General features: G+C 75.3%; 13 protein-coding genes and 1 tRNA gene. 3 read left to right on the top strand and 11 right to left on the bottom strand.

What is annotated here, in order from left to right; all coding sequences use genetic code 11:
* Positions 1 to 62: 62 nt before the first annotated feature.
* From V6D49_RS23970 to V6D49_RS23960, 3 genes are all read right to left on the bottom strand, one after another.
* Positions 63 to 914: a chaplin gene (locus tag V6D49_RS23970; RefSeq protein WP_340562831.1), complete on the bottom strand. Its 852-nt coding sequence runs from the start codon at positions 912 to 914 to the stop codon at positions 63 to 65.
* Positions 915 to 1,065: 151 nt separating this feature from the next.
* Positions 1,066 to 1,299 carry a chaplin ChpH gene (chpH, locus tag V6D49_RS23965; protein WP_191208846.1) on the bottom strand — a complete coding sequence of 78 codons (234 nt, stop codon included), beginning with the start codon at positions 1,297 to 1,299 and terminating at the stop codon, positions 1,066 to 1,068.
* Positions 1,300 to 1,467: 168 nt separating this feature from the next.
* Positions 1,468 to 2,832: a M20/M25/M40 family metallo-hydrolase gene (locus V6D49_RS23960; protein ID WP_340562828.1), complete on the bottom strand. Its 1,365-nt coding sequence runs from the start codon at positions 2,830 to 2,832 to the stop codon at positions 1,468 to 1,470.
* A 183-nt stretch (positions 2,833 to 3,015) separates the two neighbouring features.
* On the opposite strand from V6D49_RS23960, the gene V6D49_RS23955 reads away from it, so the two are divergent.
* Positions 3,016 to 3,103, top strand: a tRNA-Leu gene (locus V6D49_RS23955).
* A gap of 166 nt (positions 3,104 to 3,269) precedes the next feature.
* Here V6D49_RS23955 and V6D49_RS23950 read toward each other — a convergent pair.
* The 4 genes from V6D49_RS23950 to V6D49_RS23935 all read right to left on the bottom strand — a co-directional run bounded on the left by V6D49_RS23950 (position 3,270) and on the right by V6D49_RS23935 (position 7,184).
* Complete coding sequence (locus V6D49_RS23950; protein WP_340562826.1) at positions 3,270 to 4,670, bottom strand: FAD-dependent oxidoreductase; 1,401 nt, start codon at positions 4,668 to 4,670, stop codon at positions 3,270 to 3,272.
* 10 nt (positions 4,671 to 4,680) lie between these two features.
* Complete coding sequence (locus tag V6D49_RS23945) at positions 4,681 to 5,925, bottom strand: MAB_1171c family putative transporter (protein WP_340562823.1); 1,245 nt, start codon at positions 5,923 to 5,925, stop codon at positions 4,681 to 4,683.
* A complete protein-coding gene (locus tag V6D49_RS23940) occupies positions 5,922 to 6,563 on the bottom strand; it encodes a hypothetical protein (RefSeq protein WP_340562821.1) in 642 nt (213 codons plus the stop codon). The genes V6D49_RS23945 and V6D49_RS23940 overlap by 4 nt, the downstream gene beginning before the upstream one ends.
* A gap of 69 nt (positions 6,564 to 6,632) precedes the next feature.
* Positions 6,633 to 7,184, bottom strand: coding sequence for an XRE family transcriptional regulator (locus V6D49_RS23935; protein ID WP_340562819.1), 552 nt, complete (start codon positions 7,182 to 7,184; stop codon positions 6,633 to 6,635).
* A 373-nt stretch (positions 7,185 to 7,557) separates the two neighbouring features.
* Between V6D49_RS23935 and V6D49_RS23930 the strand changes: the two genes are divergently transcribed.
* Positions 7,558 to 8,358 carry a GGDEF domain-containing protein gene (locus V6D49_RS23930; RefSeq protein ID WP_445330591.1) on the top strand — a complete coding sequence of 267 codons (801 nt, stop codon included), beginning with the start codon at positions 7,558 to 7,560 and terminating at the stop codon, positions 8,356 to 8,358.
* Between the two features lie 142 nt (positions 8,359 to 8,500).
* Entirely contained in the window at positions 8,501 to 9,835 is a 1,335-nt protein-coding gene (locus V6D49_RS23925) for a glycoside hydrolase family 26 protein (RefSeq protein WP_340562813.1), read from the top strand.
* A 47-nt stretch (positions 9,836 to 9,882) separates the two neighbouring features.
* Here the strand turns inward: V6D49_RS23925 and V6D49_RS23920 are convergent, their stop codons facing one another.
* From V6D49_RS23920 to V6D49_RS23905, 4 genes are read right to left on the bottom strand one after another with little or no spacing between them, the layout of a single operon-like run.
* Positions 9,883 to 11,040, bottom strand: a complete 1,158-nt coding sequence (locus tag V6D49_RS23920; RefSeq protein ID WP_340562811.1) for a GNAT family N-acetyltransferase — start codon at positions 11,038 to 11,040, stop codon at positions 9,883 to 9,885.
* Positions 11,037 to 11,915: a lipopolysaccharide biosynthesis protein gene (locus V6D49_RS23915; protein WP_340562809.1), complete on the bottom strand. Its 879-nt coding sequence runs from the start codon at positions 11,913 to 11,915 to the stop codon at positions 11,037 to 11,039. Before V6D49_RS23915 ends, V6D49_RS23920 begins: the two co-directional genes overlap by 4 nt.
* Before the next feature lie 6 nt (positions 11,916 to 11,921).
* Positions 11,922 to 13,079 (bottom strand): glycosyltransferase, encoded by a 1,158-nt coding sequence (locus tag V6D49_RS23910; protein ID WP_340562808.1) that lies wholly within the window; start codon positions 13,077 to 13,079, stop codon positions 11,922 to 11,924.
* Positions 13,079 to 13,771, bottom strand: a complete 693-nt coding sequence (locus V6D49_RS23905) for a polysaccharide deacetylase family protein (RefSeq protein ID WP_340564260.1) — start codon at positions 13,769 to 13,771, stop codon at positions 13,079 to 13,081. Before V6D49_RS23905 ends, V6D49_RS23910 begins: the two co-directional genes overlap by 1 nt.
* Positions 13,772 to 13,960: the final 189 nt, after the last annotated feature.

Below are 13,960 nucleotides of genomic sequence, written 5' to 3'. Positions count from 1 at the left end.
CGGGCCGCAGCCGCTGCGACGGGCCCGCTAGGACGGGGCCCGCTGCGGCGTCCGCCGAAACGTCAGTTCTGGCCCACACGGGCGCGGCGGTAGAGCACGTAGCCGCCGAGCAGCATGGTGACGCCGGCCGGGACGACGGTGGTGAGCGCGGACGGCCCACCGGTCTCGGCGAGCTGCGCCCGGGGCTCGTTCGGGCGGTCCTCCTGCGGGGTGGACTCGTCCGGGGTGTCCGAAGGCGGCTGCTCCTCCTGCGGCTCCTCGGGCTTCTCCTCCTCGGGCTCCTCCGGCTTCTCCTCCTCCGGCACCTCGGGCTCCGGGTACTCCGGGTGCTCGGGGTGACCGGAGTCGTTGACGCACTCGTTGCCCATGGCCGGGTTGAGCAGGCCCACGACGTTCACGCTGTTGCCGCAGGCGTTGACCGGCACGTCGACCGGGGCCTGCACGTTGTTGCCGGACGCGACGCCGGGCGAGCCGACGGCCGCACCCTCCGCCGTGGCACCGCCACCGCTGTGCGAGCCGCCCTGGTGGCCGCCGTGGTGGCCGCCCTCCTGGTGACCGCCGCCGTGGCCGCCGTCCTGCTGACCACCGCCGTGGCCCCCGTCACCGTGGTGACCGTGGTGACCGCCCGGCTTGCCGTCGTTCTGGTGGTGACCGCCGTCGTCGTGGTGACCGCCGTCGTTGACGCACTTGTTGCCCATCGCCGGGTTCAGTGCCCCGACGACGCTCACCGTGTTGCCGCAGGCGTTGACCGGCACGTGGACCGGCACCTGGACGTTGTTGCCGGAGAGAACACCCGGAGACCCGACGGCGGCACCCTCGGCGTCCGCGTCGGCGAACGCCGCGCCACCGCTCATGGCGAGCGCGCCGCTGGCGGCCACGACGGTGATCAGGCCCTTCCTGGTGACCTGTCGCATGGTTGATTCCTGTCTTCGTTGCTTGCGGGATCGCGAGCCGGCTCCGCGTCGTGCCGAGGGCACCTGCTCGCCCGGAACTGACAACCCCGGAGCGCGCGGTGACGCACTCCGGGGCTTGGCATCAAACCCTCACGGGCTCAGGCGCGTGACGTCAGTCGTTGACGCAGACGTTGCCGAAGGTGGGGTTCAGCAGCGCGATGACGTTGACGGTGTTGCCGCAGACGTTCACCGGGACGTGGACCGGCACCTGCACGACGTTGCCGGAGAGAACACCCGGCGACCCGACGGCGGCACCCTCGGCACCGGCGTCGGCGACGGCCACGCCCGCACCCGCGAGCAGCAGACCACCGGTGGCAGCCGCAGCAGCGACGACCTTCTTGATCATTCTTCCTCCTTGTTGGAAACGCGGTCCCAGCCACGGACCGCATCCCGTGTAACGAGGAGTGAGGGGAGGGGCTACGACTCCCCCGGCGCATTCACCCTTCCTGGCCAATCCCGCACACCCGAGCGAATCACTGCCTCCGGCGACGGCGACCGGCGTCGGGGCGGCCGCTCAGCACTGGTCGATGAAGCGGTCAAGCACGCGGACGCCGAACGTGAGGCCGTCCACCGGCACCCGCTCGTCGACCCCGTGGAACATGCCCGCGAAGTCGAGCTCCGGGGGGAGCTTGAGCGGGGCGAAGCCGAAGCACCGGATGCCCAGGTCGTCGAACTGCTTGGCGTCGGTGCCGCCGGAGAGCATGTAGGGCACCGCGCGGGCGGCCGGGTCCTCCGCCCGCAGCGAGCTCTGCATGGCGTCCACCAGGGCGCCGTCGAAGGTCGTCTCCAGCGCCTTGTCCGCGTGCTCGTCCTCGCGCCGCACGCGCGGCCCGAGGACGCGGTCGAGGTCGGCCAGGAACTCCTCCTCGTGCCCCGGCAGGAACCGGCCGTCCACGTGCGCGGTGGCCTGGCCCGGGATGACGTTGACCTTGTAGCCCGCGCCCAGCTGGGTGGGCTGCGCGGTGTTCTGGAGGGTGGCACCGATGATCTTGGCGATGCCGCCGAGCCGGGCGAGGGTCTCGTCCATGTTCTCCGGGTCGAGCTCGACGCCGAGCGCGTCGGAGAGTTCGTCCAGGAAGGCCCGCACCGTCTTGGTGACCCGCACGGGGAACTTGTGCCGTCCCAGCCGCCCGACGGCCTCGCACAGCTCGGTGATGGCGTTGTCGTCGTTGGTCATCGAGCCGTGCCCGGCCGTGCCGTCGACGGTCAGCCGCATCCAGTGCATGCCCTTCTGGGCGGTCTCGATCAGGTAGAGCCGCAGGTTCTCGTTGACCGTGAACGAGAAGCCGCCCACCTCCCCGATGGCCTCGGTGACCCCTTCGAGCAGCTCCGGGCGGTGGTCCACGAGGTAGCGCGAGCCGTAGGTGCCGCCCGCCTCCTCGTCGGCGAGGAAGGCCAGCACGATGTCGCGCGGCGGGCGGCGTCCGCTGCGCACGCGGTCACGGATGACGGCGAGCGTCATCGCGTCCATGTCCTTCATGTCCACCGCGCCGCGCCCCCACACGCAGCCGTCGGCGATCTCGCCGGAGAACGGGTGGTGGGTCCAGTCGTCCGCGTTGGCGGGGACGACGTCCAGGTGGCCGTGGATGAGCAGCCCCGGACGCGAGGAGTCCTCACCCGGCACCCGCACGACCGTGGACGCCCGCCCGGGCCGCGACTCGAAGACCTCCGGCTCCAGACCGACCTCCGCCAGCTGCTCGGCGACGTACTCGGCCGCCTTCCGCTCCCCCGGCCCCCGGCCGTCGCCGTAGTTGCTCGTGTCGATACGGATCAGGTCCCGGCACAGGCCGACGACCTCGCTCTCGGCCGCCGCGGCCTTCCCGGGTCCGGCCTCTCCGGTGCCTGCGCTGCCTGCCGTGGTCGGGCTCGACTCACTCACACTGCCTCCTGGTGGTGACGGACTGCGCTCCCATCCTGGCGCGTTCCGGCCGCCGCCCCAAGGCCGACCCTCGCCCACCCCGCCACCGGTCCGCCCCGGCCCGGGGCGGGCGTGATCGGCCACCCCTGATCCTTTGCTATCGTTGGCGTCGCGCCGGGCGGCCAAGGCCGCGCGGTCCACCGGGTCCGGGTGGCGGAATGGCAGACGCGCTAGCTTGAGGTGCTAGTGCCCTTTATCGGGCGTGGGGGTTCAAGTCCCCCCTCGGACACCAGAGAGAACCCCGGCCGAGCCGGGGTTCTTCTGCTTTTCCGCACCGGCTGCGCCTTTCGGCGGCACAACGGCGTCGACCGCCGCGCTGCTTCGGGCAGCCGCCGCCTCTCTCCCCGCCCGACGGATGACGGGCGGGGACGTGTGGGGCCCGTTGCCGGGTGCGGGCGTCAGACGGGGTCGGGGAGGCGGAGGGTGCGGAGTTCCTCGGCGGTGAAGGGGGGCTCGGCGGGGGCCGGGCGGCGGGGGCCCCGGAGCGTGGCCAGCAGGGCGGCGGGGGCGACGAGTCCGGCCATGGGGCCGGAGAGGGTGAAGGCGGTGTAGAGGGCCCGGGCGGCGGCGGGGCGGGTGTTGGCCGTGGCCATCAGCCGGTCGACGTACCGTCCCAGCAGCTTCAGCGGCAGCGGCGGCCGGGGACCGATGGCGTCCGGGTACCGGACGTCCTGGCTGGTGGCGGTGGACCAGGCACCGTCGACGGCCCGGGCGACGGCGCGCTGGACGGCGCGGGCGGTGCCGGGGGCCAGGCCGCGCCGGGCCAGGTTCTCGTGCAGGGCGGTGGCGCCGTGGGCGGCCACGGACATGCCGTGTCCGTAGACGGGGTTGTAGGTGGCGACCGCGTCCCCGAGGACCACGAACCCGTCCGGCCAGCGCGGCAGGCGCTCGAAGGAGCGGCGGCGGTTGACGGTGCTGCGTGAGCCGTGCACCGGCCCGGCGGGTTCCGCAGCGGCCAGCAGCTCCCCCACGATCGGGTGCCGCACGCCGTCGCGCGCGAACTCCGTGAACTTCTCCGCGTCCAGGGGCGGTTCGCCGCCGCGCGTGCCGGAGAGGGTGACCAGCCAGCGGTCCCCCTCGATCGGGACCAGCGTCGCCGTGCGACCGGGCCGGGGTGCGCGGTGGTCGGCCTGGACGTTGACCAGGGGCACGGCCGGGCCGCTGTCGGGCGGGGCGTGGAAGAGGCGGGTGGCGTAGGCCAGGCCGGAGTCGATGACCTCCTCGGGCACGTCGGGCAGCCCGAGGTGTTCCAGCCACGCGGGGGCGCGGGAGGCCCGCCCGGTCGCGTCCACGACCAGGTCGGCGTCGACGGTGGTCTCCTCGCCGGTGGCCGGGACCCGCAGCCGGACGCCGGTGACGCGGGTGGCCCCGCCCGTGAGGCCCTCGGCGGTGACGCCCTGCCGGACGGTGATCCGGTCGTCGGCCAGCACCCGTTGGCGCAGCGTCTGGTCGAGCAGGTCGCGACTGCAGGTGATGAGGTACTGCAGGTCGGGCCAGCGGTGCAGCCAGCCCTGGGCGGACAGGGACACGATGCCGTCGGGCATACCGATGCGCCGGGCCCCGGCGGCCAGCCACCGCTCCTCCATGCCGGGCACCAGCGCCTCGACGGCGCGGGCCCCGCCGGACCACAGCAGGTGTGCGTGGCGGGCCTGGGGCACGCCCTTGCGCGGCTCGGGGCGGGTGGGCAGGACGTCACGTTCGGCGACGGTGACGCGGTCGACGTGCCGGGCCAGCGCGGCGGCGGCGAGCATGCCGGCGAGGCCGCCGCCCAGCACCACGGCGTGTGTCGGTCTGTGCACCACTGCGTTCTCAGTCCTCTCGGAGATGGGCCGGGCTCAGGTCGGCCTCCGGCCGCGCCGCCGGGGTGTGCGCCTCCCCGGCCGCCGCGCGGACGACCGGCGAGGCGGCGAAGGCCCGCGAGACCTGCACGAGCCAGTCGAGTTCGCCGACGCCGTCGGCCCCGCCGATGGGGCCCGCGCACTCCGCGCCCTCGCCCGGCGGGAAGGTGCGGTGCCGGGCCTTGGCCATGACGGCGGCGCGCAGCCGGGCGGCCTCGACGACCGCGAGCAGCTCGGTGCCCGCCAGGCCGGCCTCCTCACCCAGTCGGCGCGCCGTCGGGCCGGCGGCCGGGTCGGTGTGCGAACGCAGCGCGAGGCGCCCGTCGTTGATCTCGGCCAGCCGCCGGGTGAGCCGGAGTTCGAAGTCCCACCACGGCACCCGGGCGGGCGGGACGATGGCCGGGGTGGCCGCGCGCAGGGCGTTCCACAGCGGGAACAGCGCGCGGTAGGCGCGCCGCCGGGCGAGCCGGTCCCGGGCGCCGCTGAGCTTCTCCCCGCCCGCGGGCAGGGCGTAACCGAGGGCGCTCATCAGCAGCCCGACGACGGCCAGCGCCGGGGCCGCCTCGGTGTTGAGGGTGTCCCAGTCGCGCCCGGCCCACCGGGCGGCGACGGCGAGGAGCTTGGTCACGCAGAAGCCGAGGGCGCAGACCGCGCCCGCGCAGATCAGCCACAGCCCCCGGCGCAGCCAGGGACGTCCGGCCACGGCGGCCCAGCCGGCGACCTGCCGGGCGAGGATGGTCATGGCCACGGCCAGGGCCACCAGGTAGAGCACGATGAAGGCACCGGTGGCGGGGGTGGTGGCGTAGTAGGTGTCGAAGTCCGTGCGGCGCTCGACGCGGGGGTCGCCGAGGGCGAAGAGGACGACGAGGGCCAGCAGCACCGCGCTGTAGGCGCCGATCCAGCGCAGCGCGACCGGCCGGGCCCGCTCGGCGGGGTGGCGCCAGTAGGTGATCAGCAGGTGGGAGGAGACGCCGAGCGCGGTGAGGAGGCAGTAGACCACCGGGGCGGCGATGTTGGGGACGCCGGTGTGGTCGTTGAGGCGGGCGATGGCCACCGGGGCGGCGAAGAACATCGCGGCGCCGGCCAGGAAGAGGGTGGAGCACACCGACCAGCGCATCGGGTTGCGCGGTTCGCGCCACAGGCCGGGGAGCTTGAAGCCGAGGGCGGCCCAGGAGGCGGCCGAGCAGACCCAGTACAGGCCGGTGGGGTCGTTCACCGGTTCCGCCCCGGTGCGACGTCCCCGGCCCGGTCGTCCGGTCCGTGCCGAGGCGCGCCCGCGCGGTCCGGGGTGTGCGGGGACGCGGCGTCGGCGGGGCGGGTGTCGGCGGGGCGGCCGAGGGTGTTCTCCAGCCGGTCCACCACGGCGGCGGCCGAGGGCGGGACCGGCCACGTCCGCCGGGGGAGCCAGCGGCTGACCCTGGCCATCAGCAGGGAGGCGAAGAAGTCGGCCTCCTGCTCCTCCTCGGCGGTGCAGTGGGTGCGTCGGGCGACGATGCGTCCGACGGTGCGGGGGTCGAGCGAGGGGAACAGCAGGGCGTCGGTGGTGTCGTCCGCCCCGGGGGTGGCCCGGTGGTCGGCCTCGATGTGCCAGAACTCATGACAGGTGATGAGCAGTTGGTGCCAGGGACTGGTGCGTTCCTCGCACAGGATGAAGTGGGCGTCGTCGGTGGCCACCCACAGGCCGCTGACCGTGTCCGGCGGGAAGGCGACCAGCCGGTGGTGGACCGCCCGGCCGAGCCGCTGGCGCATCCGTGCGCACAGAGCCGCGACCACCTCCTCCGGCTCGGCCGGAAGCGGCAGGTCGAGGTCCTTGACCAGCGCCGCGCAGCTGCGGCGCATGGTCTTGATGTTCACCGGGTCACCATGCCGCGTTCCCTGCCCTTCCGTGCCCTTCCGTGCCGGACTGCCGACGGGGTGCCCCGGTCACGGGGCCGGGCGCCGGGGCGGCGCGGCCCCGGGCCGGCCGGTGTCCGTGCCCTCGATGTCGCCGTCCAGGACATGTTCGACGATCCGGGTCACCGCCGCGAGCCCTTCGGGCGTCAACTCCAGTGCGCGGAGTGCGAGTTTGCGCACACCGAGGTTGTGGGCGACCTGCGCGAGGGCCAGCTCGGCGTCGGTCTGGACGGCGGTCGCCTCGTCGAGGAAGTAGGAGGCGGGCACCCCGAAGAAGCGGGCGAGCGCGGCGAGCAGCTCGGTGGAGGGGTTCTTCTTGGTGCCGGTGCGCAGGGCGGAGAGGTAGGCGCCGCCGACCCTGATGTGCGGGTTGGACTCCTTCACGGAGAGGGCCACTTCGTCGTTGGTGTAGGTCCGGCCCCGGGGCCCCTCCGGGCGGATCGTTTCGAACAGGCGGTTCAGTCGGGCCGCGAGTGTCGGCAGGCCCTTGCCGTCGATACTGTCGGTGCCGTCCGCGCTCTCGGTGGTCTCGTTGTTTCCGCTGTTCCCGCTGTGCTCGATGTTTCCGGTGGTGTCGGGCATCGCACCTCACCCCTCCCGCCCGCATGCAGGAACGCATCCTAACGCTCCATCAGCTTCCCGCAATCAACCAGTAGTTGACACACAGGCCGCTTCCGCGTCTAGACTCACACAGCGCACGGGATCAACTACTGGTTGAAAGTAAGCCACGAACGGCCGTACGTTCACCCTCCGGCACACGGCCGCCCCCCGGCTCGGCACGGCCCGCCCGCAGCACCGTTCGAACACCGTCACGAAGAGACGCCGGTACGGCCCCGCTCGCCCACGGGCCTCGGGCGCGCCGGCCGCGGGGAAGAGGGGATCGATGAGGACCGCTCCGAGGACAGTCAACGGCGCTCCGGCGCACGGCGCCCCACCGCAGGACCGGAACGCCCCCGTGGCACCCGAGGCACCGCGCTGCCCGTCCTGCGGGCGGAACTTCGTCGACGGGCTCACGGGCGTGCTCGACCGCCAGGCCTGGGAGAACCGGGCCTTAGCCGCCCTGGCCCGGGCCCGCGAGGAACGCCGACCCCTCGCGCTCGTCCTCGCCGATCTGGACCGCTTCAAGAGCGTCAACGACACCTACGGGCACGTCGCGGGTGACGAGGTGCTCAAGGCCACCGCCGACGTGCTCGGCCGGATCGAGGGCGCCGTCGTCGGGCGGTACGGCGGGCACACGGGCGACGAGTTCCTGGTGCTGCTTCCGCACAGCGGGGCGGACGCCGCCCGGCGGGCCGCCGGGCGCGCGCTGGAGGCCGTCCGCGGCCGGACCATAGGTGTCCGCACGAGCCGCAACGCCTCGGTCGCGCTGACCGGCCAGACGGTGTCCATGGGCGTGGCCGGACGGGTGCCGCTGGGGCGGCCCGAGGACGAGCTGTTCGACCTGCTCCTGGACTGCGACGTCGCCCTGCGGGCGGCCAAGCGCGCGGGCGGCGACCAGGTCAGGGAGTCCCTGCCGGCGCTGGGCGCGCGGCGTCGGCGCGCGGAGGCGGACCGGCCCGGCCCCGTGCTCGCCCCGGCCCGGGCGGAGGGCGGCGGGGAACGTCCCCGGCAGGTGCGGATACCGCTGGCCGCCCTCGGCCACACCGCCCAGGAGGACGGGGCGGAACTGGTGCTCTCGGTGGCCTCGGCCACGCATCTGCGGGAGGTCCTCGGACGGCTGCTCGACGAGGTGCCGGAGGCTCCCCGGGCCGGCTGACCCGGCGTCCGTCCGGCCCGGGCACCGCGCGGCGGCCGCGCCCGACGCCGCCTGCGCCGACCGGGGGACGTGGGGCACCGATGGCCCAGCGGCGGCCCCTCTGGCCGAACACGGTCCGTCCCCCCGTGCCTACTGTCGGACCATGCGTGCCCGTAAGGGGCGTCCGCAAGGAGCCCCCCACTCCCGCCCGAGGCGCCGTGCGGCCGGTGTCTGCGCCGGTGCCGTCGTGGCCGGCCTGCTCCTCGGCACCCTCGTGGTGCCCTGGGGGGACGAGGCCGGGGACGACGACGCCCGCAACGCGGCCCCCGGCCCCGTCGCCTCCCCGTCCGTGCCCTCCCCGCCGCCGACACCCCCGAGGCCGACACCACCCGACCCCCCGAGCCCGCCCGGCGACACGCCCCCGTCCGACGCCGGCGCGACCGCGATCGGCGCCTTCCTCGACTCCGGACCGCGCGGCGTGCGACGCATCGCCGAGCTGGAACGCTGGCTCGGCGGCACCGAACTGCGCGTCGGGCACACCTACCTGCCCGGCGACCTGTGGGTGAACATCGAGGGCAGGCCCGAGTTCCTGCGCCCCTGGGTTCAGTGGCGCCGCGCGGACGCCGACCGGATGCTGGTGCTCAACGTGCCGATGTTCGAACGGAACGAGGCGGGGGTGGGCGACGCCGAGGTCCGGCGGCTGCTGCGGACGGCCGCGCGCGGCGACTACGACCACCACTTCCGCACCCTCGCCGAGCGTCTCGTACGCCTGGGGGCCGAGGACACCGTGCTCGTCCTCGGCTGGGAGATGAACGGGACCACCTACACCCACCGCTGCGCGCCCGACCCGCACGCGTGGAAGGCGTACTGGCGGCGCATCGTCACCACGATGCGCGCGGTGCCCGGCCAGGAGTTCCGCTTCGACTTCACCCCCAGCCGGGGCCGGGACGCCGTCCCGTGGCCCCGGTGCTACCCGGGTGACGACGTCGTGGACATCATCGGCCTGGACGCCTACGACCAACCGCCCGGCGCCGACTTCGAGGACCACGTGACCCAGCCCTACGGCCTCCAGCACCACGTGGACTTCGCCGCCGCGCGCGGCAAGCCGATCTCCTTCCCCGAGTGGGGACTCTTCCGCAACGGGGACAACCCCGCCTACATGCGGGGCATGCTGGAGTGGTTCGACCGGCACCGGCCGGTCTACCAGACCGTCACCGACTACTGCCCGCACGGCGTGTGGCAGTGCCGCAGCAACCCACGGGCGTCCGCCGTCTATCGGAAGGCGCTGTACGGCCTGCCGGACGTGTCCGGGCCGTCCGGCGCACCCGAGCCGACCGCCACGGCACCGCCCGACGCGGTCACGGGACGCCCGGAGGAGCCCGGCTGCGTCGCGCTGGAGTTCGGCGACTGGCTGGAGCGGTGGATCGGTGAACGCCGGGTGTGCCTGTTCCCCGACCGGCCGGACACCTCCCTCACGTTCGGCCGCGACGGCGGCTGAGCCCGACCGGGCCCCGGGGCGCGGCGCCCCGGGGCCCCGTCGTGGCCTCAGCCCGGCTCGGGGGCGGTCGTGCGGGGGCCACGCAGCCGGGCCTGCCAGGCGCGGAGGGCGGGCACCCGGGCCCGGGCCGCCGAGACCGCGACCGCGCGGCCCGACGCACCGGCGGTGAGCATCCGCAGCGCCGGGGCGAGGCGCCGGCGCGCCAGCAGGAAGCGCTGGTTGGTGACGGTCTCCGGCCGCCAGTGCAGCTTGTAGGGCTCGGTGCCGCGCAGCAGGCTGAGCACGCGCCGCCCGGACTCCGTGGTGTGCCGGGTGTCGTGGCGCAGCAGCATGGTGGTGATGTCGACCTTGTTCTCCCGCAGCCTCGGGTGCGCCCCGTACAGGTAGCCGCCGGCCAACTCGTCGGACATCAGGGTGACGTCGGAGGCGACGACCTCCCCGTCCATCCGGTACTCCGTCAGCACGGCGTCCCCCGTGCGCACCATGCCGCTGACGGCCCGCGTCAGGTGCTCGGCGAAGCGCGGCCGCAGGTGCTCGGGCGTCACCCCCCGTCCGTGCCACTGGAGGGCGTGCAGCCGCAGCAGGTGGCCGACGGCGGCGGGCACCTCGGCGGCGGGCACGGTCCGTTCCTCGATGCCGAGGGCGTCCAGCTTGCGCAGCTTGGCGCGGAAGCGGCGGGCGGCCCTCCCGGAGAGCCGGTTCAGCAACTGCTCCAGGCCGACGCCGGGCAGCTCCAGGCACACCGAGTCGCACAGCCGGCTGCGCGGGCCGGACCAGTGGCGGAACAGCGTCTCGGCCAGGGACCCGGGCCGCACCTCGCGCAGGTCGATGAGGGCCGAGCCCGCTGCCCGGTGCAGTCCGCGCAGGAGCGCCGTGCGGGCCCCGGGGCAGTCCGCGTCGAGCAACACGTCGAAGAAGTCCGAGATGCCGCCGCCCAGGGGGACCAGGGCGGGCATCGGGCGGTAGGACAGCATCAGCGGTGCGGCGCCGACGAGCCGGTCGCCCTGCCGCACCAGCACGAGCCGCAGGCGGCCGGGACGCCCGTAGGAGAGCCACCACGAGTGCAACCAGGCGTGGCTCTGGAACGGGGTGGCGGCCGGGCTGCGGCGGTGCAGCGCGTCCCACTGCGGGCCGAGGGCGGCGAACTCCTCCAGGTCGCGGCACAGGCTCACGGTGACGGGGTCCGCCGTCCGCTGCCGGGTCATCGGGCGTCCTCCTTCGCCTGCGGGGCCGGCTCCTCGGGGCGCGCGGCCGAACGCGGCCGGGCGAGCAGCGTCAGCCCGCCCACCAGCCCGCCGGCCGCCGCGCCGACGGCGGCCGCCAGCGGCGCGGAGGGCGAGGACGGCGCTGAGGGCGGCAGGGCCCGGGCGAAGAGCACGAGTTCGACGCCGGTGCGCTTCGCGGAGGTGTTGCCGTTCGCGGCGAGCGCCTCGGCCACGGCGTTGGCCCGCTTGGCGGCGGTCCCGGGGCCGGTCGCGGTGCCGGTGACCTCGATCATGGGGGCGTCGGGCGAGGTGGCCGAGCGCACGCTCCCGCGCAGGGTGCCGGCCGGGACGTCGCTGGCCTTCTGCGCGGCGGCGAGGACGGCACCGCTGGTGGCGAGCCGCCCGTAGGCCTGGGCGAAGCCGAGCGCGGAGGTCGGGTCCGACTTCTCCCCCGGCACGACGACCACGTACCCGGTGGCCGTGTACTGCGGCGTGCTCAACGCGCCCCAGCCGCCGCCCGCCAGGAGGCCCAGCAGGACGCAGGCGGGCAGCGGCCACCACTTCGGGGGCCGGGGAAGCCACCGAGCCAGGCGGCGCAGGGGCCGGGGCCGGCGGACGAGGGCCCGCCGGAGCAGCCGCACGAGGCGCAGCGCGGCGCCGAGGGCCCGGTCCCGCAGCCGGGGCGGGTCGTACCCGGGGACGGCGGTCGCGGTGCCGGTTCCGCCGTCGGTCGGGGTGGCGGTCCCGGGGCCGGTCGTGGCGGGCTTGGTGGACCGGCTCGGTGAGGTGGTCCTGGTGGCCTTGGCGGTCTCAGCAGGCTCAGCAGGCTTGGCGGTCTTGGCGGTCTTGGTCTCAGTGGTGTCGGTGGCGGGCATGCCGGTTCACCTCGGGGCGGGGGCGGGAAGGAGGGGAGCGGCGTCGACGCGGGCACGTACGGACGTGTAGACGTCCATCAGCCGGTCGGCGCTGCGGGCGATGTCGTAGCGGCGGACGGCGGCGGGGACGGGGCGGCGCGGCAGCGCCTCATCCCGCACGGCCCGCAGTTCGGCGACGAGTTCGGGGACGCCGGGGCGGATGCGCCGGGCGTCGGGCGCGGCGGACGCGGGCAGTTCGTCCACGGCGGGGCAGGTGACGTGCCGGACGGGCAGGCCGGCGGCTAGTGCCTCCAGGGCGGCCAGGCCGAACGACTCCTCCGGGGAGGAGGAGACGAAGACGTCCATGGCGGCCAGCAGGGCGGGCAGCCCCGGCTCGTGGCCGCCGTGCTCGGCCACCGCGCCGTCCCGCTCACCGGTGAGCACGACGCGGTCGGCGGCGCCCAGTGCGGCGGCCAGCCGCAGGAGGGCCTCGCGCTGCGGGCCGTCGCCCACCAGCAGCAGCCGGGCGTCCGGCAGCGCGGCCACGGCCCGCACCAGGACGTCGAAGCGCTTGCCCGGCACCAGCCGCCCGACGCCGCCGACGACGAAGGCGTCCTGCGCCAGGCCGAGCAGCGCCCGGGCCCGGCGCCGGGCGGCTGGATGGAAGCGGAAGCGGGCGGGCTCGATGCCGTTGGGGACGGTCTCGATGCGCTGTCCCGGCACGCCCCACTCGCGCAGCCTGCGGGCCACGGTCTCCGAGACGGCGACGGTGGCGCCGCCCAGGCGTTCGCTCGCCAGGTACAGGGCGCGGGCGGACCGGGTGAGCGGCCGGCCCTCGATCTGGGCGCTGCCGAGGGAGTGTTCCGTCGCCACGACGGCCCGCACACCCGCCATCCGGGCGGCCGTCCTGCCGTACACGCAGGCCCGGTAGAGGTGGGTGTGGACGAGGTCGTAGCCGCCGTCCCGGATCAGCCGGGTCAGGCGGGGCAGGGCGGACAGGTCGCGGTTTCCCGTCATGCCCAGGTGGGCGACGCGGTGTCCGTCCCGCCTGATGCCCTCGGCGACGGAGCCGGGGTTGGTGAGGGCGACGACGTCGCAGCCCACCGGCAGGTGCCGCAGGAGCAGCCGCAGTTGCTGCTCGGCCCCGCCCACGCCGAGTCCGGTGATGACGTGCAGGACCCTCATCACGCGTCCTCGGGCAGCGCCGGGCGTCGCAGCGGGTGCAGCAGTTGTTTGGCCCGCAGCCGCAACGCGGTGTCCCGGGCGCCGACGTGGACGCGCGGCAGCGCGTGCGGTCCGGTGAGCGGTCCGGGGTCCACGGCGCAGGCGTAGGCGTATCCGGCCGCCCGCACGGCCCGTACGGCGCGGGAGTCGACGGCGCCGTACGGGTAGCAGAACCCGGCGGGCGGCGTGCCGAGGAGGTCGTGCAGCAGGGCGCGGCTGCGGTGCGTCTCCTCGTGCAGGACGGCGTCGCCGACGGTCGTCAGCCGCTCGTGCAGGAGCCCGTGGGAGCCGACCTCCATGCCGGCGGCGGCGACGGCGCGGATGCCGTCGGCGTCCAGCAGCGGCTTGCGCGGTCCGTCGGCGTCCCAGGCGTTGTCACCGCCGAGTCGTCCGGGCAGGACGAAGACGGTGGCCGTGCAGGCGTGCCGGCGCAGCAGCGGGAGGGCGTGTTCGGTGAAGTCGGCGTACCCGTCGTCGAAGGTGAGGCCGACGAGTCCGCGCGACCGTCCGGCGGCGTGGGCGCGGAGCAGTTCGCCGACCCCCACGCCGGTCAGCCCGCGGCGGCCGAGCCAGGCGAGCTGCCGTTCGAGACGGGCGGGCGGGACGGTGATGCCGTAGGGGTCCTCGGCGCAGTCGTCGACGGAGTGGTACATGAGGACCCAGGGGGCGGCGGCGCGCCGCCCCCGATGGGCGGGGGCGGGTACGCGCGGACGGCCGGGGGCGGTGCGGGGCCGGTCGCCGTGCGGGCGGCCGGGCCGGGCGGGGGCGGCGGGGGTGGGGTTCGGCGGTGCGGTGACCGGGGGGCCGGCGGATGCGGCGGCGGCTGCCGGGTCGGCGGACAT

The organism is Streptomyces sp. GSL17-111 (genome assembly GCF_037911585.1).
Lineage (GTDB): Bacteria > Actinomycetota > Actinomycetes > Streptomycetales > Streptomycetaceae > Streptomyces.
This window is presented reverse-complemented; position numbering and strand designations above follow the sequence as displayed.

Bases quoted from the DNA above. Each gene is read 5' to 3' on its own strand.
- V6D49_RS23970 (WP_340562831.1), bottom strand. From the start codon at position 914: ATGCGACAGGTCACCAGGAAGGGCCTGATCACCGTCGTGGCCGCCAGC.
- chpH (WP_191208846.1), bottom strand. From the start codon at position 1,299: ATGATCAAGAAGGTCGTCGCTGCTGCGGCTGCCACCGGTGGTCTGCTG.
- V6D49_RS23935 (WP_340562819.1), bottom strand. From the start codon at position 7,184: ATGCCCGACACCACCGGAAACATCGAGCACAGCGGGAACAGCGGAAAC.
- V6D49_RS23925 (WP_340562813.1), top strand. From the start codon at position 8,501: ATGCGTGCCCGTAAGGGGCGTCCGCAAGGAGCCCCCCACTCCCGCCCG.
- V6D49_RS23920 (WP_340562811.1), bottom strand. From the start codon at position 11,040: ATGACCCGGCAGCGGACGGCGGACCCCGTCACCGTGAGCCTGTGCCGC.
- V6D49_RS23915 (WP_340562809.1), bottom strand. From the start codon at position 11,915: ATGCCCGCCACCGACACCACTGAGACCAAGACCGCCAAGACCGCCAAG.
- V6D49_RS23910 (WP_340562808.1), bottom strand. From the start codon at position 13,079: ATGAGGGTCCTGCACGTCATCACCGGACTCGGCGTGGGCGGGGCCGAG.
- V6D49_RS23905 (WP_340564260.1), bottom strand. From the start codon at position 13,771: ATGTACCACTCCGTCGACGACTGCGCCGAGGACCCCTACGGCATCACC.